The 21,971-nt window shown below is 63.9% G+C and carries 23 protein-coding genes; 13 read left to right on the top strand and 10 right to left on the bottom strand.

The genetic code is table 11. The annotated features are described in order from the left end of the window. Positions 1-8: 8 nt before the first annotated feature. The 6 genes from ACP7DW_RS15865 (at position 9) to ACP7DW_RS15890 (ending at position 4,483) form a co-directional block, all read left to right on the top strand. A complete protein-coding gene (locus ACP7DW_RS15865) occupies positions 9-548 on the top strand; it encodes a GNAT family N-acetyltransferase (RefSeq protein WP_426055284.1) in 540 nt (179 codons plus the stop codon). Further along, positions 545-1,246, top strand: coding sequence for a response regulator transcription factor (locus ACP7DW_RS15870; protein WP_426055283.1), 702 nt, complete (start codon positions 545-547; stop codon positions 1,244-1,246). The genes ACP7DW_RS15865 and ACP7DW_RS15870 overlap by 4 nt, the downstream gene beginning before the upstream one ends. Then, positions 1,243-2,466 (top strand): sensor histidine kinase, encoded by a 1,224-nt coding sequence (locus tag ACP7DW_RS15875; protein ID WP_426055282.1) that lies wholly within the window; start codon positions 1,243-1,245, stop codon positions 2,464-2,466. The genes ACP7DW_RS15870 and ACP7DW_RS15875 overlap by 4 nt, the downstream gene beginning before the upstream one ends. A gap of 73 nt (positions 2,467-2,539) precedes the next feature. Then, a complete protein-coding gene (locus ACP7DW_RS15880) occupies positions 2,540-3,415 on the top strand; it encodes an extracellular catalytic domain type 1 short-chain-length polyhydroxyalkanoate depolymerase (protein ID WP_426055281.1) in 876 nt (291 codons plus the stop codon). 70 nt (positions 3,416-3,485) lie between these two features. Continuing rightward, complete coding sequence (locus ACP7DW_RS15885; RefSeq protein WP_426055280.1) at positions 3,486-3,974, top strand: hypothetical protein; 489 nt, start codon at positions 3,486-3,488, stop codon at positions 3,972-3,974. Further along, positions 3,971-4,483: a DUF1993 family protein gene (locus tag ACP7DW_RS15890; protein WP_426055279.1), complete on the top strand. Its 513-nt coding sequence runs from the start codon at positions 3,971-3,973 to the stop codon at positions 4,481-4,483. The genes ACP7DW_RS15885 and ACP7DW_RS15890 overlap by 4 nt, the downstream gene beginning before the upstream one ends. 3 nt (positions 4,484-4,486) lie before the next feature. Here the strand turns inward: ACP7DW_RS15890 and ACP7DW_RS15895 are convergent, their stop codons facing one another. The 3 genes from ACP7DW_RS15895 to ACP7DW_RS15905 are packed head-to-tail and all read right to left on the bottom strand — an operon-like array spanning position 4,487 to position 6,869. Next, a complete protein-coding gene (locus ACP7DW_RS15895) occupies positions 4,487-4,942 on the bottom strand; it encodes a hypothetical protein (protein WP_426055278.1) in 456 nt (151 codons plus the stop codon). Further along, positions 4,939-5,910: a D-2-hydroxyacid dehydrogenase gene (locus ACP7DW_RS15900; RefSeq protein WP_426055277.1), complete on the bottom strand. Its 972-nt coding sequence runs from the start codon at positions 5,908-5,910 to the stop codon at positions 4,939-4,941. The genes ACP7DW_RS15895 and ACP7DW_RS15900 overlap by 4 nt, the downstream gene beginning before the upstream one ends. After that, positions 5,907-6,869: a LysR substrate-binding domain-containing protein gene (locus ACP7DW_RS15905; protein WP_426055276.1), complete on the bottom strand. Its 963-nt coding sequence runs from the start codon at positions 6,867-6,869 to the stop codon at positions 5,907-5,909. The genes ACP7DW_RS15900 and ACP7DW_RS15905 overlap by 4 nt, the downstream gene beginning before the upstream one ends. Positions 6,870-7,060: 191 nt before the next feature. Between ACP7DW_RS15905 and ACP7DW_RS15910 the strand changes: the two genes are divergently transcribed. The 6 genes from ACP7DW_RS15910 to ACP7DW_RS15935 all read left to right on the top strand — a co-directional run bounded on the left by ACP7DW_RS15910 (position 7,061) and on the right by ACP7DW_RS15935 (position 15,027). Then, positions 7,061-7,231, top strand: a complete 171-nt coding sequence (locus ACP7DW_RS15910) for a hypothetical protein (protein ID WP_298413286.1) — start codon at positions 7,061-7,063, stop codon at positions 7,229-7,231. Continuing rightward, complete coding sequence (locus tag ACP7DW_RS15915) at positions 7,228-8,088, top strand: alpha/beta hydrolase (RefSeq protein ID WP_426055275.1); 861 nt, start codon at positions 7,228-7,230, stop codon at positions 8,086-8,088. Before ACP7DW_RS15910 ends, ACP7DW_RS15915 begins: the two co-directional genes overlap by 4 nt. A gap of 269 nt (positions 8,089-8,357) precedes the next feature. Then, a complete protein-coding gene (locus ACP7DW_RS15920) occupies positions 8,358-9,602 on the top strand; it encodes an efflux RND transporter periplasmic adaptor subunit (protein WP_426055274.1) in 1,245 nt (414 codons plus the stop codon). 2 nt (positions 9,603-9,604) lie between these two features. Then, positions 9,605-12,802 (top strand): efflux RND transporter permease subunit, encoded by a 3,198-nt coding sequence (locus ACP7DW_RS15925; RefSeq protein WP_426055273.1) that lies wholly within the window; start codon positions 9,605-9,607, stop codon positions 12,800-12,802. Between the two features lie 50 nt (positions 12,803-12,852). Beyond that, entirely contained in the window at positions 12,853-14,298 is a 1,446-nt protein-coding gene (locus ACP7DW_RS15930; RefSeq protein ID WP_426055508.1) for an efflux transporter outer membrane subunit, read from the top strand. A 171-nt stretch (positions 14,299-14,469) separates the two neighbouring features. Then, positions 14,470-15,027 (top strand): fasciclin domain-containing protein, encoded by a 558-nt coding sequence (locus ACP7DW_RS15935; RefSeq protein ID WP_426055271.1) that lies wholly within the window; start codon positions 14,470-14,472, stop codon positions 15,025-15,027. A 67-nt stretch (positions 15,028-15,094) separates the two neighbouring features. On the opposite strand, the gene ACP7DW_RS15940 is transcribed toward ACP7DW_RS15935, so the two are convergent. The 6 genes from ACP7DW_RS15940 to ACP7DW_RS15965 form a co-directional block, all read right to left on the bottom strand. Continuing rightward, positions 15,095-15,367, bottom strand: a complete 273-nt coding sequence (locus ACP7DW_RS15940; protein ID WP_426055270.1) for a hypothetical protein — start codon at positions 15,365-15,367, stop codon at positions 15,095-15,097. Positions 15,368-15,412: 45 nt separating this feature from the next. After that, on the bottom strand, positions 15,413-15,763 hold the full coding sequence (locus ACP7DW_RS15945) for a hypothetical protein (RefSeq protein WP_426055269.1): 351 nt from the start codon (positions 15,761-15,763) through the stop codon (positions 15,413-15,415). Positions 15,764-15,878: 115 nt separating this feature from the next. Further along, on the bottom strand, positions 15,879-16,898 hold the full coding sequence (locus tag ACP7DW_RS15950) for a serine hydrolase domain-containing protein (protein WP_426055268.1): 1,020 nt from the start codon (positions 16,896-16,898) through the stop codon (positions 15,879-15,881). Between the two features lie 213 nt (positions 16,899-17,111). Continuing rightward, positions 17,112-17,444, bottom strand: a complete 333-nt coding sequence (locus ACP7DW_RS15955) for a hypothetical protein (protein ID WP_426055267.1) — start codon at positions 17,442-17,444, stop codon at positions 17,112-17,114. A 41-nt stretch (positions 17,445-17,485) separates the two neighbouring features. Further along, positions 17,486-17,830, bottom strand: a complete 345-nt coding sequence (locus tag ACP7DW_RS15960) for a hypothetical protein (RefSeq protein ID WP_426055266.1) — start codon at positions 17,828-17,830, stop codon at positions 17,486-17,488. Positions 17,831-18,052: 222 nt separating this feature from the next. After that, complete coding sequence (locus ACP7DW_RS15965) at positions 18,053-18,382, bottom strand: hypothetical protein (protein WP_426055265.1); 330 nt, start codon at positions 18,380-18,382, stop codon at positions 18,053-18,055. A 210-nt stretch (positions 18,383-18,592) separates the two neighbouring features. Between ACP7DW_RS15965 and ligD the strand changes: the two genes are divergently transcribed. Next, positions 18,593-19,513 carry a non-homologous end-joining DNA ligase gene (gene ligD / locus ACP7DW_RS15970; protein WP_426055264.1) on the top strand — a complete coding sequence of 307 codons (921 nt, stop codon included), beginning with the start codon at positions 18,593-18,595 and terminating at the stop codon, positions 19,511-19,513. Here the strand turns inward: ligD and ACP7DW_RS15975 are convergent. Beyond that, the gene (locus ACP7DW_RS15975) at positions 19,497-21,809 is read right to left on the bottom strand and encodes a PAS domain S-box protein (protein WP_426055263.1); all 2,313 of its coding nucleotides are present in this window, start codon (positions 21,807-21,809) and stop codon (positions 19,497-19,499) included. The genes ligD and ACP7DW_RS15975 overlap by 17 nt on opposite strands. Positions 21,810-21,971: the final 162 nt, after the last annotated feature.

The raw sequence follows: 21,971 nt of genomic DNA on the forward strand, positions 1-21,971 counted from the left end.
AGCGAACGATGAAACGACCTGATTTGCCCAGTTGCATCCATCCCCTGGTGACCTTGCGCCACCTGGAACGCGACGATGCGCGCGCGTGGTACGCGTACCTGGCCGACCCTGTTGTCGTCGAGCACACGAGCTGGCACTTGCCCAGCATCGACGACTTGCTGCCCCATTTCGATGACTACGCATCGGCCCGGCCGTCCTCGCCCATGCGTCTGGCCGTGGTGCTGCGCGACGGTGGCCGGCTGGTTGGCACCATCGGCTTGAATGCCATTTCCCCGCAGCACCGCACGGCGGAAGTCGCCTACGACCTGGCGCCCGCCGTCTGGGGGCAGGGCGTGGCGACGTCCGTCGTGAACGCCGTCGTGGACTGGGGCTTCCAGCGTCTGGGCTTGCTGCGTATCCAGGCGACCGTGCTGGAGAGCAATGCACGTTCGATCCGCGTGCTCGAACGCTGCGCTTTCGAGCGCGAAGGTTATCTGCGCTGCTACCGGCAAATTCGTGGAAGATCCGGCAATTTCTGGCTGTATGCGCGCATTGCCGACGTGCCATGAGCAAGCTTCCGCTGAGTATCCTGCTGGTGGAAGACCACCTGGCCATCGCGCGCCAGGTGCTCGACTTCCTCGACGGCCTGGGCTGGCAGACGGACCATGCAGGCACGGGCGCGCTGGCGGTGCAATTGGCCACGTGCAACAATTATGACGTGGTGCTGCTGGACCTGAACCTGCCCGACATCGATGGCTTGCAAGCGTGCCGCGCCATCAAGGCGGGCGCGCCCAGCAATGTGCCGATTCTGATGCTGACGGCGCGCGACGCGTATGAAGACAAGGCGCGCGGCTTTCGCGATGGCGCCGACGACTATTTGACCAAGCCGTTCGACTTGCGCGAACTAGCCTTGCGCTGCGAAGCGCTGGCACGCCGCCAGCAGTTGCACGTGCACCAGGAAATGCGCGTGGGACCGTTTACCTTGCAGACGCGCGCAGGGCGCGCCTTGTATGCCGACACACCCCTGCCACTGACGCAGACGGGTTTCAAGATCTTGCTGCTGCTGTGCCGCGAGTATCCGCACGCCGTGTCGCGCTCGGCCTTGCTGCAGCAGTTGTGGGGCAGCCAGCCGCCCGACAGCGACGCGCTCAAATCGCACATCTACGCGCTGCGCAAGCAGCTGGAGTTGGCAGGCGCGGCTGGCGCGTTGGTGACCATCCCGCAGCTGGGCTACCGCCTTGCCTTCGACTCTGCGGCGTCTCCGTGAGCAAGTCTATCCGCCACCAGCTATTCGCCGCCCTGGCCGGCTTCACTGTCCTGCTGTGCCTGTGCTACACGGGCCTGGCGCTGGTGATCTCCTATGTGACGGAAGACATGCTGGTGCAGCGCCTGCTCGAACGCGAAGCGGCGGCCGTCAGCCAGCGCTGGCGCCAGCAAGGTGAGCTGACGCCGTCTGGCAGCGACCTCATCACGGTTTATGGCGGCTACCTTGACTTGCCACAAGCGGTACGTGCGCAAGTGCCGCCGTCCGCCCCGCGCGGGGAGGTGTTCACGACGACGGGCCAGCATTATCACGTGCTGGCGCTGGACCTCGCAGCCGCTGGCCAGCCGCAGCGCGTGTATCTGCTGGCCGACGTGGCGCCCGTGCTGGTGGTGTCGCGCCTGGCGCAGGAAGTGGGCGGTGTCGTCGCTGGCATGGCGCTGGCGCTGATCGCTCTGGCCCTGCTGCTGGCGTACTGGCTGGCGCGGCGCCTCGTGCAGCCCTTGCAGAGACTGGCCCAGGAAGCGCGCCAGATGGCGCCCGGCAGCGCCGTGCATTTCAGCGCGCGCGATCGCCCCGACGAGATCGGTTTCCTGGCGCGCCGCCTGGACACCACCTTTGCCGAACTGCAGGCGGTGTTGCAGCGCGAACAGGCATTTACCCGCGACGTCAGCCACGAACTGCGCACGCCGCTGACCCTGATGCACAACACGCTGGTGCTGGCCGGTGCGCAGCCTTTGGGCGGGCAGGCGCAAGCGCAGCTGCGACAATCGACGGACGAGATGCGCGCCACCATCGAGGTGTTGTTCGCGCTGGCGCGGGCCGAGCAGTTGCCCGGCGAGGTGGTGGAGTTGCGCGGCTGCATCGAGCAATGCTTGCTGCGCCTGCTCGAAGATTTCGCCTGGGATGCTAGCCTGCTGAGCCTGGACTTGCCCGAGCGCTTGGAGGTCGTTGGCAACGGGCAGCTGATGCTGTTGCTGATTAATAATTGCCTGGCCAATGCGCTGTTCCATGGCGGCCCCGCTTGCCGCGTCAGCATCGCTTATGCGCAAGGCTGCCTGAGCATGGTCAATACCGTGCCGGCGGGCCAGCCACGGCGCGTCCACGGTTTTGCGCACGGCCAGAACCTGCTGCTGCGCCTGGCCCAGGCCATGCACTGGGACATTGCTTTCCATCCCGGCGAGAGGCAGTACCGTGTCGCCATCGTTCCAGCCCGGGCGCAATAAAGTCACCGGATTTCACCGCGATTTCACCGGCGCTTGCCTAAGCTGCAAGCTCTTGATCAACGGAGAAAACCGCATGAAATTGTTTATCAGCCTGCTGGTGCTGGCGTGCACCTGCATTCCAGTGCTGGCGCAAGTGACCAGCCTCGTTCACAAAGACGAAAAACGCCGCTACATCGTCTATACGCCTGCCGCTTATCAAAGTCAGCCGCAGCAAGCGTTTCCCGTCGTCTTCAATTTCCATGGCAGCGGCATGAGCATGGCGGAACACATGCTGTACACGCAGATGAACAAGGCGGCCGAGCGGCACCGGTTCATCGTCGTCTACCCGCAAGGCATCAGGCAGGACTGGAACGTGGGCTTTGGCATGGATTACCTGGCGGGTACCGATGACGTCGGTTTTACGCAAGCGATGTTGCGTAAACTCCAGCAGGATTACCGCATCGACGACAAGCGCGTGTATGCGACGGGCCTGTCGCGCGGCGGCTTTTTTGCCCTGCGCCTGGCGGCCGAGCTGCCGCAGCAGTTCGCGGCCGTCGCTTCCGTGGGCGCGCCGATGCCCGTGCCCGTCATCACCCACCATGTCGTGCCATCGCCGGTGGGCGTGCTGCTGATACAGGGCACGGCCGACAAGGTTGTCTTGTATGGGGGCAAGGATGGCGGCTATCTCTCCGCCGAGGACACGTTCGATTACTGGCGCAAGCAAAACCGCCTCGAAGGCGCCGCGCCACCGGCGCGCCTGCTCGCCAGCGTGCCAGGTGACGAGACGCAAGTGACGCAGGTGGAGCAGGGCAATGGCGCGCAGCAGGTGGCCTTGATCACCGTCAAGGACGGCGGCCACACGTGGCCCGGCGCCGATGCTTTTAATATTGGCCTGCCCATCGGCAAGACCACGCGCGCCATCGACGCGAATGAGGTGATGTGGGAATTTTTCAGCCGCCATCGCCGTTGACGCCATGCTAGCATGGCGGCCATCGCTGCAGTGCTATGCGGCAAATCAGGGGAAGGGGAGCACGGTGGCAATGTCAGAAGCAGGTATCGCGGCCATGGCCGAGGCGATCTTCTCCAAGCCCGGCGCGGCCGTGGCAGAAGCGTATTCGGCGCCGGAACAGGAAACGCTGCATTTTCAATCGCCTGCCGAGCTGTGCGCGTATGCGGCCAGGCTGGAGGCCGAAGGGGCCAGCTGCGTGCTGCTGGCCGTGCATTACCCCGACATGGGTGGACACTTTGCCCCGACCCGTATCGCGCTCGATCCGGCCAAGTGCGATGGCCTCAGCTACCGCTACGTGTGCGAAGGCTGGGGCGTCATCCGCGTCTACCTGCGTTTGTCCAGCGGCAAGGGCCTGGCGTCGAACGTGGGCGCCAATTCGCAGCAGCGCGCGGAAAAATGGCAGCGCCATTACCCGGCATTCGGCCCGACCGACGCCTGGCACTGGGATGCCGTGGGCCGCCATGAACGCCGGCTGATCCGCGTGCTGAAGCAGGTCGCCGCACAGGAGGGCTTGCCATGACGGACGCGATGCCGATCCACCCCGCCGCCATCTTTTGCCGCTCGCTGGCGCAGCTGTCGGCCATGCTCGACAAGACCGGCACCGCGCCGCAGCTGCTGGCGGCGCGTCTGCACCCGGACATGCTGCCCTTCGCCCAGCAGGTGCGCGCGGCCGTGAGCTTTTCGCTGCGCGGCTGCTGCCCGCTGGCGGGCCTGGACGTGGCCGATTTCAGCGCCGCCGCCAGCCTGCAGGAACAGATCGCGCAGACCATGCGCTACCTCCAGGCCATCCCCGCCGAGCGCTTCGACGGGCCGCCAGGGCGCCTCTGCCGCGACCGCGCCGGCTTCGCCGACATCGCCTTGCCGGCAGGCGAGTATTTGAATTTGTACATCCTGCCGAATTTCTATTTTCACTTCTGCATGGCGTATGCGATCGCGCGCAGCCAAGGCGCGCCGCTAGGCAAGGGCGATTTCGACGGCTATCACGCGTATGCGCCGGGGTTTTCATTCGAAACGCCAGCCGCGCCATAGTTCCTACAGCCCCGCATCCTTCCAGGCGGAAAATCCCAGCCGCTGCAACAGCCGGCCCGACAGCCCGCAACTCCAGCAACTGATCTGGATTTGCCGCTGCCGCTCCTGGTGCGCATGCCAGGCTTGCTCGGCGTAGTCGAGCAGGGCGTCGCTGAGGGCAGAGTGGTCGGCGACGGGCGGCAGGCGCGTCATCAGTTCGAACACGCCGAAAGGCGTCGCCTTGATCTGCAGCAAACCGGCCAGCAGGGCGCGCAGCACGGCGCCGTCGATGTTGCTGCTCGCTTGCGTGAAACGCTGCTGCCAGGATAGATCGCGCTGTTGCCACAGGGCCAGCAGCGCGGGCACGTCGGCCGCCCGCAGTTGCCCGATCAGCTCGTCCGCTTCGAGAAACAGGTCGAGGCGGTCGTAGTCACCTTCGTCCCCGCACAGCAATTCATCGAGTGCGTGCAAGTCGCTCATGCCACCACGTTCGTCGGCGCACCGCGTTCGAACGCTTCCACGTTGCCGATCAAGATGTCGGCCAACTTCTGCATGGCCTCGCCACTGGCCCAGGCCGTGTGCGGCGTGAGGATGAAGTTGGGCAGGCGCAAGTTCAACAGCGGGTTGTCGGGCGGCGGTGGTTCCTGCGACAACACGTCGAAACCGGCGCCGGCGATCACGCCATTCGTCAATGCCTGGGCCAGCGCCGCCTCGTCGACCAGGCCGCCCCGCGCCGTGTTGATCAGCAGTGACGTGGGCTGCATGCGCGCCAGTTCCTTGGCGCCAAGGATATTGCGCGTCTTGTCCGTCAGCGGCAGGTGCAGGCTCAGCACGTCGGAGCTGGCCAGCAATTCGTCGAAGCTCACCTGCGTCACGCCGTCTTCGGCGATGGGCGAGCGGTTGTGCACGATGACTTGCATGCCGAAGGCGCGCCCCAGCTGCGCCACGGACTTGCCCAGCGCGCCATAGCCGAGCAAACCGAGGCGGCTGCCGGCCAGGTCGCGGATCGGGTGGCCGAACAGGCAGAAGCGGTCCGACGCCTGCCACAGGCCCGCTTCCACGTCCGCGCGGTAGGCGACCAGCTGGCGGCGCAGGGCCAGCATCAGGGCCAGCGTATGCTCTGGCACGGTGGCGCGCGCATAGTCGCGGATGTTTGCCACCACGATGCCCCGTTCGCGGCAGGCGGCCAGGTCGAGGATATCCGTGCCGGTAGCGGCCACGGCGATCATTTTTAAATCCGGCAACTGGTCCAGCTCGGCTGCGCGCAGCGGCACCTTGTTCGTGATGGCGATCGTGGCGCCTTGCAGGCGCGACACCGTCTGTTCGCTGCCCTTGGTGTGCGGATACGCTTCCCAGCGGTGTGCGAAGGCGGGCGGGCGTACATTGGCGATCAGGCTGTCGCGATCGAGAAAGACGATGCGGTGGGACGATGTGCTTGCTGCGGTCATGGCTGGGCCTCGGTCAGGGTGGCGCGCGCGCTGGGCAGGCTGCTCTTGCCCTTCAGCTGCGTGGCCGGGTGGTTGGTAAACATGTCGGCGACCCACTCGACGAACACGCGCACCTTGGCGGACAGATGGCGGTTGGGCGGATAGATCACGTGGATGGGCAGCGGGTCGCACTCCCATTCATCGAGCAATTCCACCATTTTGCCCTGTTCTATCAGCGGCGCAAGCATGAAATGCGTCATTTGCACGATGCCCAGTCCCGCCAGGCCGGCCGCCGCGTAGGCGTTCGAGTCGTTCAGGGCGATATGGCTGGGCATGGACATCTGGATGCGTTCGCCGGCGCGCGTGAAATCCCAGTCAAACGTTTTACCTGTCTTGGCGGAGAAAAAATTCACGCCCCGGTGCTGCGCCAGGTCGTTCGGGTGCAGCGGCGTGCCGTAGCGCGCCAGGTAGCCGGGCGCGGCGCAGGTAATGAAATGCAATACGCCGACCCGGCGCGCGATCAGGTTCAGGTCGCCCAATTCTCCGCCGCGCACGGCGCAGTCGACGCCTTCCTCGATCAAGTCGACGGGGCGGTCGCTGCAACCGAGTTCGAGCACGATATCGGGATAGCGCGCGAAAAAGTCGGGCAGGGCGGGGATGAGCAATTCGCTGGCCAGCGCCGTGGGCGCATCCACGCGCAACCGTCCGCTGGGGCTCAGGCGTGTGCGCGACAGCGATTCCTCGGCCTCGCGCACGTCGGACAGGATGCGCACGCAGCGTTCGTAATACGCGGCGCCGTCGGAGGTGATGCTGACGTGGCGCGTGGTGCGGTTGAGCAACTTGACCGACAGGCTCGCTTCCAGCGACTGGATCAGGGTCGACACGGTGGCTTTTGGCAACTGCATGTTTTCCGCCGCGCGCGTAAAGCCGCCCGCATCGACGACTTGGATGAACACTTCCATGGCTTGCAGCTTGTTCACTTGATTTCCTATCACTTTATCCGTGATTGTTCATAATTCTGAACAATCAATTCGTCATTGCACTCTTTATCAGATTGTAGAACAAGTCTATAGTTGTTGTACTGCAGCATAAATGTGATTGCCGCAGGAAGGACAACAGGAGAAAAATCATGGGTCATCGGAATGGAATCTTTGCAGTGCTTGCTCTCGCTATGAGCTCGCTCGCTCTGGCCGCGATGGTATCGACGGACGCATATTCACTGGCGGCGCAAAGCGAAGCCAGTGCTTACAGCGCCCTGACCCATGAAGTGGGCGGCGTCGCCCTGTTGTGCCTGAACGACACGCTGCGCGATGTTGCGGTGCAGCCGGTGGTGGCGCAATGAGCGTTGCCGACACCGCGGCCGAGCTGGCACCTGGCCAGGCGCTGAAGATACGCGACATCGAGGTGCAGGGCGCGCAGGATGCGCTCGCCGCGCGCGTCTACACGGCCGGCGTGCCGGGCGCCAGGCAGTCGAGCCTGATCGTCTTCTTCCACGGTGGCGGCTTCGTCGCCGGCGACCTGGAGGACGCGGACGACTTCCTGCGCTGCCTCGTGCTGAGCAACCCGGACCACGTGGTGCTGGCCGCGAACTATACGCTGGCGAAGGTGCGGCCCTTCCCCGCCGCCGTGGAAGACGCGCATGCCGTGCTGTTGTGGGCAAAAAAGAACAAGTCCAAGTTGGGCTGGACGGGCAAGCAGATGGTGGTGTCGGGCATCGAAGCGGGCGCCAACCTGGCCGCCGTGTGCGCCATGATGTCGCGCGACCGGGGCGGACCGCCGCTCGCGGGCCAGGTGCTGATCATGCCCATGCTCGACCCCGGCCTGTCGACCTGCTCGATGCGCAGCTTGCCCAGTTGTCCTGACCTGGCGGAAGTGGCCGATCAATGCGCCGCCGCCTACCGTGGCTACCTGCCGAATGCCGCTGACCGTACCCATCCGTACGCGTCGCCATTGCAGTCGAGCCGGCTGAAGAACCTGCCGCCAGCCTTGATATTGTCCAGCGAAGACGACCCATTGCGCGACGAGGCTGAACAATACGGCAGCAAACTGATCGCCTGCGGCATCAAGACCACCGTGCGCCGCATGGCCGCCGCGCCGCTGCAAGACGCGACCGCCCGCAATGAATGCGCCTGCAAGGTGCAGGTATTGAGCGAAATTAGCAGTTTCGTCGCCGGACTGGGGCAAGAGCCCGAGTCATGACGCCGCCATCTGCGGCACCGCAAAAAACTTACACTAACTAGTTTACTTTTTGAGTTTCGGTTGCTACACTACGCAGTGTAGTTCCCATCTTGTCTGCGTTGTGCGCTCGCACAGCCAGCTTCGTCGTCCCCGTCCGCTTTTACGCAGCTGGCGGCCTGTTTACCTTTGATCGAGCGCCGTCGGGCGCCATGGCACCACCATTCACTTTTCAGTTGGGTTGCTTCCTGCCGCCCATACCATTAGAAATTTTCATAAAACAGGGAAATAAAATGAAAAACGTTCAACAATTTTCCACTCTGCTGAAGCCCCTGGCTGCCGCGCTCGCGCTGGCAGGACTGGTGTCGGTGAGCCTGGCCGGCTGCGATTCGGCCAACAGCAAGGTGCCCGACGCGCCAGCGGCCGGCGGCCCGCCCATTTCGGCCGCCGCCGTCATTGAAAAACAGATCACGGAAACGCAGGAATTTTCGGGCCGCCTCGAAGCGATCGAGCGCGTGGAAATCCGCTCGCGCGTCGGCGGCTTCATCACCGCCGTCAATTTCAAGCCGGGCAGTGAAGTGAAGAAGGGCGAGGTGCTGTTCGTCATCGATCCGCGTCCATTCCAGGCTGAAGTGTCGCGCGCCGAAGGCACGGCAGCTTCCGCCCGCGCCAAGGCGGAACTGGCCAAGCTGGAACTGTCGCGCGCAGAAAAACTGCTGGCCGAAAAAGCCATCGCCCAGCGCGAATTCGATGAAAAGGCATCGGGCCTGAAAGAGCTGGACGCGAACGCCCGCTCGGCGCAAGCCGCGTATGAAGCGGCCAAGCTGAACCTGTCGTACACGCAGGTGCAGGCGCCGATCAGCGGGCGCGTCAGCAAGGCCGAAATCACCGTCGGCAACCTGATCGACGCTTCCGCCATCCTCACTTCCGTGGTGTCGACGGACCGCATCTACGCCAGCTTCGACGGCGATGAAGATACGTATCTGCGCGTGGCCGGCACGGCGCAAAAGGGCACGCCCGTCACCGTCAAGGTGGGCCTGGCCAATGAAACGGGCTTCCCGCATGAAGGCAAGCTGGAATTCGTCGACAACCAGCTCGACCCGGCCACGGGCAGCGTGCGCATGCGCGCCACCTTCGCCAACGCAGAGCGCCAGCTGGTGCCGGGCCTGTTCGCGCGCATCTTGCTCGACGGTGGCAACGGCCCGCAGGCGCAAAGCACGGCGCTGTTGATCTCCGACCGCGCCGTCGGCACGGACCAGAGCCGCAAATACGTGTACGTGGTGGGTGCCGACAACAAGGCCGAATACCGCGCCGTCAAGCTGGGCCCGAACTCGGATGGCTTGCGCGTGGTGCGCGAAGGCTTGAAGGCGGGCGAAAAGATCGTCGTCAACGGCTTGCAGCGCGTGCGCCCCGGCGCGCCCGTGACGCCGCAGATGGTGGCCATGGATTTCGATCCGACCGCGCCGGTCGCCCCCGCAAAACCTGAAGTAAAAGACGCCAAGATCGCCGCGAAAGCCGCATCGACTTCCAAGGAATAAACATGAATTTTTCCCGCTTTTTCATCGACAAGCCGATCTTCGCGGCGGTGCTGTCGATCGTCATATTCGTGGCCGGGCTGCTGTCGATTTTCGGCCTGCCCATCTCCGAGTATCCCGACGTCGTGCCGCCATCGGTGGTGGTGCGCGCGCAATACCCGGGAGCCAACCCGAAAGTGATCGCCGAAACCGTCGCCGCGCCGCTCGAAGAGCAGATCAACGGCGTCGAGAACATGCTCTACATGTCCTCGCAAAACACCTCCGATGGTTCGATGATGCTGACCGTGACCTTCAAGATCGGCACCAACGTCGAGCAGGCCGAGACGCAGGTGCAGAACCGCGTGCAGCGCGCCTTGCCGCGCCTGCCCGAGGAAGTGCGCCAGATTGGCGTGACGACGGTGAAATCGTCGCCGAATCTGACCATGGTGGTGCACCTGGTCTCGCCCAACAAGCGCTATGACGATATGTACCTGCGTAACTACGCGGTGCTGAACGTCAAGGATCAATTGGCCCGTCTGCCCGGCATGGGCGACATCCAGATCTTCGGCGCGGGCGACTATGCCATGCGCATCTGGCTCGACCCGCAAAAGGTGGCGGCGCGCGGCATGACGGCCAACGACGTCGTCGACGCGATTCGCGAGCAGAACGTGCAGGTGGCCGCCGGCGTGATCGGCGCTTCGCCAGCGAAGAACTCGGACTTCCAGCTGACCGTCAATACCCAGGGCCGTCTGCAGACGCCCGAGGAATTCGGCGCCATCATCGTGCGCACGAACGCCGACGGCGCCATCACGCACCTGAAAGACGTGGCGCGCGTGGAAATGGGCGCCAACAGCTACTCGCTGCGTTCGTTGCTGAACAATAATCCGGCCGTCGGCATGGGTATTTTCGAGGCGCCCAACGCCAACGCGCTGCAATTGTCGTCCGACGTGCGCGCCAAGATGGACGAACTGAAAAAAGACTTCCCGCAAGGCGTGGAATACCGCATCGAGTACGACCCGACGCAGTTCGTGCGCTCGTCCATCGAAGCGGTGATCCATACCTTGCTCGAAGCGATCGCCCTGGTGGTGCTGGTGGTGATCATCTTCCTGCAAACCTGGCGCGCCTCGATCATTCCGCTCTTGGCCGTCCCCGTGTCGATTGTCGGTACCTTTGCCGTGATGCTGGGCTTTGGCTTCTCGATCAACACCTTGTCGCTGTTCGGCCTCGTGCTGGCCATCGGTATCGTTGTCGATGATGCCATCGTGGTGGTGGAAAACGTCGAGCGCAACATCGAGGAGGGCCTTTCGCCGCGCGACGCCACCATCCAGGCCATGAAAGAGGTCAGCGGTCCCATCGTCGCCATCGCCCTGGTGCTGTGCGCCGTGTTCGTGCCGATCGCCTTCGTGCCCGGCCTGTCGGGCGAGTTCTACCGCCAGTTCGCGCTGACCATCGCCATTTCGACCGTGATCTCCGCATTCAGCTCGCTGACCCTGGCGCCGGCCCTGTCGGCTGCGCTGCTCAAACCGCACGATGCGCCGAAAGACGCGCTGACGCGCGGCATGGACATGGTCTTCGGCCGCTTCTTCGCCTGGTTCAACCGCTTCTTCGGCCGCGCTTCGCACCGCTATGAAGCGGGTGTAAAAGGTGTGTTGGGCCGCAAGAGCGCCTCGCTGGGCGTGTATGCGCTGCTGGTCGTTGCCGCCATCTTTACCTTCAAGTCCGTGCCGGCCGGCTTCGTACCAGCGCAGGACAAGCAATACCTGGTGGGCTTTGCGCAACTGCCCGACGCCGCTTCGCTGGACCGCACGGAAGATGTCGTGCGCCGCATGTCCGACGTCATCAAATCGGTGCCCGGCGTCGAATCGACGATCGCCTTCCCCGGCCTGTCGATCAACGACTTTACCAATGCGCCGAACGCCGGCATCGTCTTCGCCACGCTGAAACCGTTCGACGAACGCACCACGAAGGAATTGTCGGGCGGCGCCATCGCGGCCGAGATCAACAAGCGCCTGGGCGGCATCCAGGACGCCTTCATCATGGTCTTCCCGCCGCCGCCGGTCAACGGCCTGGGTACCATCGGCGGCTTCAAGATGATGATCGAAGACCGTGGCAACCTCGGTTACGACGCGCTGTACAACGCCACCCAGGCGCTGGCCGCCAAGGCCTACCAGACGCCGGAACTGGCGGGCGTGTTCTCGGGCTATCAGATCAACGTGCCGCAGCTGTTCGCCGACGTCGACCGCGTGAAAGCCAAGCAGATGGGCGTGCCGCTGGCGACCATCTACCAGACCTTGCAGATCAACCTCGGTTCGCTGTACGTGAATGACTTCAACCAGTTTGGCCGCACCTACCAGGTGCGCGTGCAGGCCGATGCGGCGTTCCGTTCGCATGCGCAGGATATCGCGCAGCTGAAGGTGCGTAGTAACAAAGGCGAAATGATCCCGCTGTCGTCGCTGATGCGCGTCAAGGACAGCTATGGTCCGGACCGCGTGCAGCGCTACAACGCTTACGCCGCAGCCGATTTCAACGGCGGCGCCGCGCCTGGCGTATCGAGCGGCCAGGCGCAAGCCGCGCTGGAACGCATCGCCAAGGAAGTGCTGCCGCAAGGGATTTCGTATGAATGGACGGAGCTGACCTACCAGGACATCTTGTCCGGCAATACGATGATCTATGTCTTCCCGCTGTGCGTGCTGCTGGTATTCCTGGTGCTCGCCGCCCAGTATGAAAGCTGGACCCTGCCGCTGGCCGTGATCCTGATCGTGCCGATGTCGATCCTCTGCGCGCTCCTTGGCGTGAAACTGACTGGTGGCGACAACAATGTGTTCACCCAGATCGCGCTGTTCGTGCTGGTGGGGCTGGCGTCGAAGAATGCGATCCTGATCGTGGAATTTGCCCGCGAACTGGAAGAGCATGGCCGCACCGTCGTGCAAGCGGCGCTGGAAGCGTGCCGTCTGCGTCTGCGTCCGATCCTGATGACGTCGATCGCCTTCATCATGGGCGTGGTGCCCCTGGTGTTCTCGCACGGCGCCGGTTCGGAAATGCGCCATGCGATGGGCGTGGCGGTATTCGCCGGCATGCTGGGCGTGACCTTCTTCGGCCTGTTCCTGACGCCCGTGTTCTACGTACTGCTGCGCACCCTGGCGCAGCGTTTTGAGAAAAAACCAGCCGCCGCTGCCGCCAAGCCTGTCGCGCCAGCGCTGGACCTGGAAGGAGATATATATTGAAAACCAACGCAACTACGCGGGTAACTGTCCTGCGCACGGCCTTGACGGCCATGGCAGCCGCCGTGCTGCTGGCCGCCTGCGCGGCGCCGGAGTTCAAGCAGCCGCAGATCGACACGCCCACCGCGTTCAAGGAAGCGCAAACCTTGCCGGCCGTGCAGACGGCGGCCGACGGCACGCGCTGGAAGCAGGGCGTGCCAGCCGAGCGCCAGGCGCGCGGCGAATGGTGGCTGGCCTTCAATGATCCGGCCCTGACTGGCCTGATCAACGAAGCCACGCAGGCCAACGCCAACCTGGCGGTGGCCGCCGCCCGCGTCAAGCAGGCGAGGGCGATTGCCGGCATCGCCGAAGCGGACCGCATCCCGCAAGTGGGCGTGAACGTGGGCGGCCAGCGCAACCGCGCTTCCGGCGTGTCGCTCGGCTTGCCGAACGGCGCGCCGGTGGCGGCGACCAATGTCTACCAGGCCAGCCTGACGGCCAGCTACGAAGTCGATCTGTTCGGCAGGGTAGCGGCTAACGTCAGCGCCTCGCGCAGCGATGCGCTGGCCGTGGAGGCGACGTACCGCTCGGTGCTGCTGTCCTTGCAGGCCGACGTGGCGCAGACCTACTTCCAGCTGCGCGCCACGGACGCCGAACTGGCGACCCTGGAGCAGACGGTGCGCCTGCGCGAGGAAAGCGTGCATGTGAACCAGCGCCGCTATGACCTGGGTGACATCGGCGAATTCGATTTGTCGCGTGCCCGCACGGAGCTGTCGACCGTGCGCGCCGAAGCCATCGGCCTGCAGCGCCAGCGCGCCACCGGCGAGCATGCGCTGGCCGTCCTGCTGGGCAAACCGGCCGCCAGCTTCACGGCGAGCGTCAACCCGCTGCAGGACAGCGGCTTCCTGCCCGTGATCCCGGCCGGCATGCCGTCGTCCCTGCTGGAGCGCCGTCCCGACATCGCCTCGGCGCAGCGCACCATGGAAGCGTCGAATGCGCGCATCGGCGTGGCCAAATCGGCCATGTTCCCGGCGCTGACCCTGAACGCCTCCGGGGGCGGGGCGTCCGATACCTTCTCGGACATCTTCAAGTGGAGCAGCCGCTCCTGGCTGCTGGGCGCCCTGATGTCGATGCCCATCATCGACGGTGGCCGCAACAAGGCGGCCGTGAGCCGCAGCGAAGCGCAGCTGGAGGAATCGGTGGCGACGTATCGCCAGAGCGTGCTGGTGGCCTTCGCCGAGGTGGAAGACAACCTGGCCGGCCTGCGCATCCTGTCGGGCCAGACGCAGCAGATCGACGAAGCCGTCGTTTCGGCGCGCCGCTCGGCCGACCTGGCGCAAAAGCTGTACGACGCGGGCCGTTCCAGCTACCTCGATCTGCTCGACGCGCAGCGCAACCTGGCGGCCATCGAGCGCAATGCCGTGCAATTGCGCGGCAACCGCGCCGTCACCACGGTGGCGCTGATCCGCGCCCTGGGCGGCGGCTGGGGCGAGCCGGAGCCGCAGGTGGCGGCCAACTAGTTTCCCGGCACCGCGGGCTGGAGTGTCCGGCCCGCGGCAAGGGATGCATATCGGGAACGGCGTCGTGCGCTTGCACGGCGCCGTTTTTTTTAGTCAGTTGAATCCGTTTGCCGACAGGCCGCGTAAATACTCCTGCAATCACGCAAACGCAGTCATCCAGGAGATAGCACCATGCGCACCTTCGTTCCCGCAGTACTGTTCATTACTTCCATGCTGGCCGCCAGCAGCCCCTTTGCCGCCGACATGACGACCATGGTGGGTGGCCAGAGCATGTATCCGTCCAGGGACATCGTCGACAACGCCGTCAATTCGGCCGACCACACGACCCTGGTCGCTGCCGTCAAGGCGGCCGGCCTGGTCGATACCCTGAAAGGCAAGGGTCCGTTTACCGTGTTCGCGCCGACGAATGCGGCCTTCGGCAAACTGCCCGCCGGCACCGTCGAGACCCTGGTCAAACCGGAAAACAAGGCGACCCTGACGAAAATCCTCACCTACCACGTGGTGCCCGGCAAATATGACTTCAAGGCGCTGGCCAGGGAAATCAAGATGCACGACGGGAAAGCCACTTTGTCCACGGCCAGCGGGGGCAAGCTGATGTTCGCCATGAACGGCATGCACAATATCGTGGTGATGGACGAGGGCGGCAACAGCGCCAACATCAGCACCTATGATGTGTACCAGTCGAATGGCGTGATCAACGTCGTCGACACGGTCTTGATGCCGAAATAAATGTACGAAAAAGCGGACGAAAAAAAAGACAGGGAAAACCCTGTCTTTTTGCTTGCTGCCGCCGCGATTACTTGGCTGGCGCTGCTGCCGGTGCGGAAGCTGCCGCCGCGGCCGAAGCAGCTGGTGTTGCAGGCGTTGCCGGTGCGGCTTTCTTTGCCTTGTGATGCTTGGCTTTCTTGTGCGTCGCTGGCTTGACGGCGGCGGCCGGTGCTTCGGCCTTGACGACAGGGGCGACGACAGGAATCGGTGCTACTGGAGCGACTGGCGCGACGGCTGGCGTCTGGGCGAAAGCGGCGGTGGCGAACAGGCTGGCGATCAGGGTGGCGATAACTTTTTTCATGATGAGATCCTTGGTGTATTGTCGGGTTGATGCAGTGGAAAGGAATTACTTCGCTGGTGCCGCTTCGGCGGTGGCCGATGCCAGCTTGTCGTCAGCCTTGGCTTTGGTTTTCTTGGCTTTGTGATGGGCCTTGGCTTTCGTGGTGGCCGCTTCCGCTTTGGCGCTGGCGACGTCCGTTTTCGCGGCGACGACGGCTTTCGCTTCTTTCGCATCGGCCTTGACGACGGCTTGCGCTTCCTTGGCGTCCGCTTTCACGACGGCCTTGGTATGGGCCGCTTCCACTTTGGCGGGAACCGAGGCTGCCGCGGTGGCATGCACTGCCGGAGCTGCTGGCGTTTGGGCGAAGGCTGCGGTGGCGAACAGGCCGGCGATCAGGGTAGCAATTACTTTTTTCATGGTGCAGTCCTCGGTGGTGGTTTGTCTGGTGTGTCTGTTGGTGCCGGGATGATTCCCGTGTCACTGAGCATAAAACGCGCCCCCGGACGCTTGCGTTGACGGTCATTACAAACGCTTACATCTGCGTTGCATCCGCCTTCAGGATGGCCTGCAGGATGTCTGCCGAACGGCGCTGCCCATAACCCTTGCCATACGCGCTCGATGCGATGCTGACCACCATGCGGCGCGCGGGTATCACATAGATCTTGTTGCCGCCATTGCCGGAGGCGAAATGCACGGCGATCTGCTGTCCACCGATGTCCTGTGTCTTCGCGTACCAGAAATAGCCATAGCTGTCGGCGTAGCGGTCCACCGTGCCGATGGCCACGCGCGGCGCCAGCGCGGCCTTGATCCATGCTGCATCGATCACCTGCCGGCCATCGACCACGCCGTCGTCGAGCACCATCTGGCCAATTTTTGCCGTGTCGCGCGCGCGCAGCGACAGATTGCCCTGGCCTTTCGGGTGCTTGGCCACGTCGCGGCCCCAGCTCCAGCGCGTGATGCCCAGCGGTGCGAACAGCACCCTGGCGGCATAGTCTTCCAGGTCGGCGCCGCTGGCGTTTTCCACCACTCTCCCCGCGATGTAGGAGCCCAGCGAGTTGTAGCGATAGGTGCTGCCCGGCTTTGTTGCGGCCGGCACGCCGCGCACGAAGGCGGCGGGATCGGGCGCCGCATCGAGCTTGTCTTCATTGCCCGGCGACTGTTCCTCTTCATCAAAGGCGGCCAGGCCTGAACGCATGGTCAGCAAGTCGTCGAGGGCGACCTTGCCGGCCGGGCTGCCAGCCACTTCGGGCCAGTAGTCGCCCACCGTTTTTGTTGTCGCCAGCTGGCCCCGCGCCACGGCCGCGCCCAGCAGCAGGGCGGTGATGCTCTTGCCGGCCGAACGGATGTCGTGCAGGGTGTCGGCCGTCTCGCCGTTGTAATAGCGTTCGGCGACGATGGCGCCATCGCGCAGCACGACGATTGCGCGCAAGTCGCCATGGCTGTCGCCGTCCTGGGCTTGCAGGACTTGTTCCAGGGTGGCTGGGGTGTCTTGCGCGCTGGCGGCGCAAGGCAGGCACAGGGCGGCAATCAGGAGCAAGGGCAGGTGGCGCATGGGATGGGCTTCGTGGCAATGGTGGGAGTGCCAGTGTCCCTCATGTGCGTCGCTTTGTCGCGCGCAAGCGGGCCTGTTCGATGAGGTTTGCATGAAGGCGCAGTGCAAGAGGCAACATGCAAAAAGGACAGCCGAAGCTGTCCCTGGTAGTGCAGGCGAAGTGGTCACGTTAGCGCAGACCCGGCGGACGCGCTCCCGTGACGATGTTCGTGCTTACTTTGCCGGCGTGGCAGCAACTGCTGCGTCTGCTTTGGCAGCATCCGCTTTCACTTTGGCTTTGCTGGCCTTGTGATGGGCCTTGGCCTTGGTGGCTTTGGCATCGGCCTTGGCGCTGGCGACATCGGCTTTCGCATCGGCGGCGACAACCGCTTCTTTCGCGTCGGCTTTCACGACTGCCTTGGTTTCCTTGGCTTCTGCCTTGGCCACGGCTTTCGTGTGGGCCGCTTCCGCCTTGGCGGGAACCGATGCTGCCGGAGCGGCTGGAGTTTGTGCGAAGGCTGCGGTAGCGAACAGGCTGGCGACGAGGGTGGCGATAACTTTTTTCATTGTAGTTTCCTGGAAAGTGGCAAGTGATGGTGTGTCGATGATTACTTGGCTGCTGCGGGTGCGGCTACCGGAGCTGCTTCGGCGGTGGCCGATGCCAGCTTGTCGTCAGCCTTGGCTTTGGTTTTCTTGGCCTTGTGATGGGCTTTGGCTTTCGTGGTGGCCGCTTCCGCTTTGGCGCTGGCCACGTCCGTTTTCGCGGCGACGACGGCTTTCGCTTCTTTGGCATCGGCTTTGACGACGGCTTGCGCTTCCTTGGCGTCCGCTTTCACGACAGCCTTGGTGTGGGCCGCTTCCACTTTGGCGGGCGCTGCCGGGGCGGCAGGGGTTTGGGCGAAGGCTGCGGTAGCGAACAGGCCGGCGATCAGGGTAACAATTGCTTTTTTCATGGTGCAGTCCTCGGTGGTGGTTTGTCTGGTATGTCTGTTGGTGCCGGGATGATTCCCGTGTCACTGAGCATAAAACGCGCCCCGCCAGGTTGCCGTTGACCTTGTTTACACTTTCTTACAATCAGGTGTTTTGAAAGACGTTGCTGCATGATGTGGTGGTGAAAATGAAAAAAGACAGCCGAAGCTGTCTTTTTGTGTGGCGCAAAAAACGCGCGGTACTGATTATTTGGCTGCTGCTGCGGTCGCTTCAGTTTTGGCTTCGTCAGCCTTGGCCTTGGCTTTTTTTGCTTTGTGATGGGCTTTGGCCTTGGTGGCTTTGGCGTCGGCCTTGGCGCTGGCGACATCGGCTTTCGCATCGGCTGCGACGACGGCTTCTTTCGCATCGGCTTTCACGACGGCTTTGGTTTCCTTGGCTTCTGCTTTGGCCACTTCCTTGGTGTGCTTGGCTTCGGCCTTGGCCGGAGCTGCTGGTGCTGGCGTTTGAGCAAAGGCTGCGGTAGCGAACAAGCCGGCGATCAGAGTAGCAGTCAGGTTGACAATGCGTTTTTTCATGATGCAGTTCCTCGAGAAGTGGGTGGTAGTTCAGGAGATGCATTTCCCCTGTCACTGAGGCAAAAACGCGCCGTGAGGCAATTGCGTTGACACGCCATTACAAATACTTACACTTGCCATGTGACCGCCTTGCCGCATGGCCTGTGCGAAGATAAAAAACCGGCCGCCATCGTGCGCGAGCGACCACTGCGAATCGACAGGGAGAAACCGATGCCAAACCAATCCACGCCGGACAGCGTCTTGCCGGCCAGTTTCAAGGTCAGCCATGCGGACCGGGTGATCGACCAGGACAGCGGCGCGCGCAAGATCGATCTGGTGCGCTATTACGCGCGGGTGGGCAAGCAGATGCTCGTGCATTTGCGGGGCCGGCCCGTGTCGCTGGTGCGCGCGCCGGCCGGCGTGGGCGGCACGCTGTTTTTCCAGAAGCATGCCGATACGTCGACCATGCCCGGTGTCAAACAGCTCGATGCGCGGCTCGATCCCGAGCATACGCCCATGCTGGAAGTGGCCAGCGTACAGGGCCTGTTGTCGGCGGCGCAGTGGAATGTGGTGGAGTTTCACACGCAAAACGCGCTGGCCAGCGCCTACGACACGCCGAACCGTCTGGTGTTCGACCTGGACCCGGGCGAGGGCGTGGCCTGGCCCGCCATGCGCGAAGCGGCCATGCTGCTGCGCGCCTTCCTGACGGAGCTGGGGCTGCCCGCCTGGCTGAAAACCAGCGGCGGCAAGGGCTTGCACGTGGTCGTGCCCATCCGTCCGCTATACGACTGGGACACGGTCAAGGCGTTTTCGCAAGCCATCGTGGCGCACATGGCGCAGCAGATGCCGGCGCGTTTTGTCCTCAAGAGCGGTCCCGCCAACCGCGTCGGCAAGATCTTCATCGATTATTTGCGCAACGGACGCGGCGCCACCACCGTGTGTGCGTGGTCGGCCCGCGCGCGCTCCGGGCTGGGCATTTCCGTGCCGCTGGCCTGGGACGAGCTCGACACGCTGAAGGCGGGCGACCAGTGGAATGTGAGCAACGTCCACGGCCGCCTCGACGTGGGCAATGCGCCCTGGGCTGGCTATGCGCGCAGCGCCAGGGGCATCGACGGGGCCATGAAAAAGCTGGGTTTCAGTCCGCCGGCTTGAGTGGCAGGCTGGTGCGCGTCAGTTGCAGGGCTTCGTCGATGGCAGCGTTGAGCTGGGGAATCTCGACGGGTTTGGTCAGGTAGCGGAAAAAGCCTGCGGCCAGGCCGTGGTGGATGTCGCCCTTCATGGCATTGGCCGTCAGCGCGATGACGGGGATGTGCGCCGTGCGCGGATCGTTGCGCAGGATGCGCTGCGCCTGGTTGCCATTCATGCCGGGCAGGTTGATATCCATCAAGATCACATCGGGGCGGCGCTCCAGCGCCAGCGCGATGCCATGGCGCGCGTCGGTGGCCGAGATCATGCGCAGATGGGGCAGGAAGCTGATGATGTCTTCCACCAGCCGCAGGCTGGCCGGATTGTCTTCCACGTACAGCAGCAGGGCCTGGTCGCCGGCATCGTCGTCGGCGTCGCCAGCAGGTTCGGCCAGCCCCGCCGTGTCCAGCGGCATCCTGGCGGGCGGCGCGGCCATGGTGTCGAGTTCGATCCAGAAGACGCTGCCCACGCCGACGCAGCTGTGCACGCCCATGGCCCCGCCCATCAGTTCGATCAGGCGCTTGGTGACGACCAGGCCGATGCCCGTGCCTTCCTCGCTGCCCGCCTCCTGGCCCAGCCGGTTAAACGGCTGGAACAGTTCGGCCATCTGCGCGTCGTCCAGGCCCTTGCCCGTGTCGCGGATGGCGATGCGCACGCGCTGCGCAGCGGGTTGCGAGATTTCCAGCTCCACCTTGCCGGCCGGGCGGTTGTACTTGATGGCGTTCGACAGCAGGTTCAGCAGCACTTGCTTGAGGCGCGTATGGTCGGCCCTGACGGTCAGCGGCGCGCAGACCGAAAAGACCATCTCGAGCTGGCGCTGCTGCGCCTGTTCTTGCACCATCACGCGCACTTCCTCGATCAGCGCGGGTAGCGCCACCGCCTCGATCGACAGGCTCAGGCTGCCTGACTCGATCTTCGCCAGGTCGAGGATTTCATTGATCAAGGTGAGCAGGTGGCGGCCCGAGGTGACGATGTTTTGCACGAAGGCGCGCTTTTGCAGCACGGTCGCGGGCAGCGATTCGTTGGCCAGCAGCTGGGCAAAGCCGAGGATGGCATTGAGCGGCGTGCGCAATTCGTGGGACATGCTGGTGAGAAAACGGTCCTTTGCCTGGCTGGCCCGCTCCAGTTCGATTTTCTGTTCATTGAGCGTGTGTTCGATGCGCTTGCGCTCCGTGATGTCGCGGATGGCCGACGACACCAGCACGCCTTCCTCCGTTTCCAGCGGCGACAGGCTGATTTCGACGGGAAACTCGGTGCCGTCGCGGCGCAAGCCGTACAGTTCCAGGCCTGCGCCCATGGAGCGGGCGCGCGGCGCCGTGGAGAAGGCTTGCCGGTGTTGCGGATGGTCAGTCGCGTAGCGGGCCGGGATCAGCACTTCCACATTGCGTCCCAGCAGCTCCGCGCGCGAATAGCCGAACAGGCGTTCCGTTTGCGAGTTGACGAGCACGATCTCGCCATCGCCATTGACGATGACGATGGCGTCCGGCGCCGATTCGAGCAAGCCGCGGAACTTTTGCTCGGCCCGGCGCCGGTCGCTGACGTCGCGGATGGCGCTGATGACGAAGGTGCCGATCTCCGTCTGGATGGGCGAGAGGCTGATTTCGACGGGGAACTCGACGTTGTCCTTGCGTAAGCCCAGCAACTCCAGGTCGGCGCCCATGGTGCGCGTACGCGGCTGGTCGAAATAGCGCGCGCGGTGCCCCACGTGCGCGTGGCGCAGGCGTTGCGGCAACAGACTATCGATTTGCCTGCCGCTCAATTCGCCCTCCGCATAGCCGAACAGGCGCTGCGCCTGCTGGTTGGCCAGCACGATGGCGCCCGTGGCATTGACCATGATGACGCTGTCCGGCGTCGATTCGAACAGTACCCGGTAGCGCACATCGACAAACTGGGCGTCGCGCGCCGCCTTCAGCAAGGTCGTGTCCTTCATGGTGGAAATCAGGTAGCAGGGGGCGTCCGGCGCGGCGCGTGCGGCCTGGCACGCGACATCGACGTAGATGAGTTCGCCATCCTTGCGCCGCCGCAGCGATTCGCGGTCATAGCTGCCTTGTAGCGCCAGTGTCTCGGCGATCAGCGGGGCCGCTTCGGCCTGTCCCGGCAGCGAGATCAGTTCCCACAGCATGCGGCCCAGCGCCTCGTCGCTGGCATAGCCGAAGATGCGCTGCGCGCCGATCGTCCAGCGCACGACGACATGCTCTTCATTCGTGATGACAACGCCGCCAGGGGCGCCGCTGAGGATAAGCTGATCTAACTCGGCATCCATTGTTTTCCCGCACGCATGACAGGGCTTGCCGGACGGCAGGCTGTGTGCATACGCTAGCGAGAAGCTTGATCAAAGTCAACGAATTTATGATTGAAGAGCATCCCGGGCGGGGTGATGGTCGTGGTCAGTTTGGCCTTGACTTTTTTTTGACCAGCGCCAGCA

Origin of the sequence: Janthinobacterium sp. PSRC1-1 (genome assembly GCF_049897525.1) — a bacterium.
GTDB lineage: Bacteria > Pseudomonadota > Gammaproteobacteria > Burkholderiales > Burkholderiaceae_D > Janthinobacterium > Janthinobacterium tructae.

Excerpts from the sequence above, each read along its gene's own strand:
- ACP7DW_RS15915 (WP_426055275.1), top strand. The coding sequence starts at position 7,228 with ATGAGCGTTGCCGACACCGCGGCCGAGCTGGCACCTGGCCAGGCGCTG.
- ACP7DW_RS15950 (WP_426055268.1), bottom strand. The coding sequence starts at position 16,898 with ATGCGCCACCTGCCCTTGCTCCTGATTGCCGCCCTGTGCCTGCCTTGC.
- ligD (WP_426055264.1), top strand. The coding sequence starts at position 18,593 with ATGCCAAACCAATCCACGCCGGACAGCGTCTTGCCGGCCAGTTTCAAG.
- ACP7DW_RS15965 (WP_426055265.1), bottom strand. The coding sequence starts at position 18,382 with ATGAAAAAACGCATTGTCAACCTGACTGCTACTCTGATCGCCGGCTTG.
- ACP7DW_RS15895 (WP_426055278.1), bottom strand. The coding sequence starts at position 4,942 with ATGAGCGACTTGCACGCACTCGATGAATTGCTGTGCGGGGACGAAGGT.
- ACP7DW_RS15930 (WP_426055508.1), top strand. The coding sequence starts at position 12,853 with ATGGCAGCCGCCGTGCTGCTGGCCGCCTGCGCGGCGCCGGAGTTCAAG.
- ACP7DW_RS15910 (WP_298413286.1), top strand. The coding sequence starts at position 7,061 with ATGAGCTCGCTCGCTCTGGCCGCGATGGTATCGACGGACGCATATTCA.
- ACP7DW_RS15880 (WP_426055281.1), top strand. The coding sequence starts at position 2,540 with ATGAAATTGTTTATCAGCCTGCTGGTGCTGGCGTGCACCTGCATTCCA.
- ACP7DW_RS15870 (WP_426055283.1), top strand. The coding sequence starts at position 545 with ATGAGCAAGCTTCCGCTGAGTATCCTGCTGGTGGAAGACCACCTGGCC.
- ACP7DW_RS15900 (WP_426055277.1), bottom strand. The coding sequence starts at position 5,910 with ATGACCGCAGCAAGCACATCGTCCCACCGCATCGTCTTTCTCGATCGC.
- ACP7DW_RS15935 (WP_426055271.1), top strand. The coding sequence starts at position 14,470 with ATGCGCACCTTCGTTCCCGCAGTACTGTTCATTACTTCCATGCTGGCC.
- ACP7DW_RS15920 (WP_426055274.1), top strand. The coding sequence starts at position 8,358 with ATGAAAAACGTTCAACAATTTTCCACTCTGCTGAAGCCCCTGGCTGCC.
- ACP7DW_RS15890 (WP_426055279.1), top strand. The coding sequence starts at position 3,971 with ATGACGGACGCGATGCCGATCCACCCCGCCGCCATCTTTTGCCGCTCG.
- ACP7DW_RS15885 (WP_426055280.1), top strand. The coding sequence starts at position 3,486 with ATGTCAGAAGCAGGTATCGCGGCCATGGCCGAGGCGATCTTCTCCAAG.
- ACP7DW_RS15925 (WP_426055273.1), top strand. The coding sequence starts at position 9,605 with ATGAATTTTTCCCGCTTTTTCATCGACAAGCCGATCTTCGCGGCGGTG.
- ACP7DW_RS15960 (WP_426055266.1), bottom strand. The coding sequence starts at position 17,830 with ATGAAAAAAGCAATTGTTACCCTGATCGCCGGCCTGTTCGCTACCGCA.
- ACP7DW_RS15975 (WP_426055263.1), bottom strand. The coding sequence starts at position 21,809 with ATGGATGCCGAGTTAGATCAGCTTATCCTCAGCGGCGCCCCTGGCGGC.
- ACP7DW_RS15940 (WP_426055270.1), bottom strand. The coding sequence starts at position 15,367 with ATGAAAAAAGTTATCGCCACCCTGATCGCCAGCCTGTTCGCCACCGCC.
- ACP7DW_RS15955 (WP_426055267.1), bottom strand. The coding sequence starts at position 17,444 with ATGAAAAAAGTTATCGCCACCCTCGTCGCCAGCCTGTTCGCTACCGCA.
- ACP7DW_RS15865 (WP_426055284.1), top strand. The coding sequence starts at position 9 with ATGAAACGACCTGATTTGCCCAGTTGCATCCATCCCCTGGTGACCTTG.
- ACP7DW_RS15945 (WP_426055269.1), bottom strand. The coding sequence starts at position 15,763 with ATGAAAAAAGTAATTGCTACCCTGATCGCCGGCCTGTTCGCCACCGCA.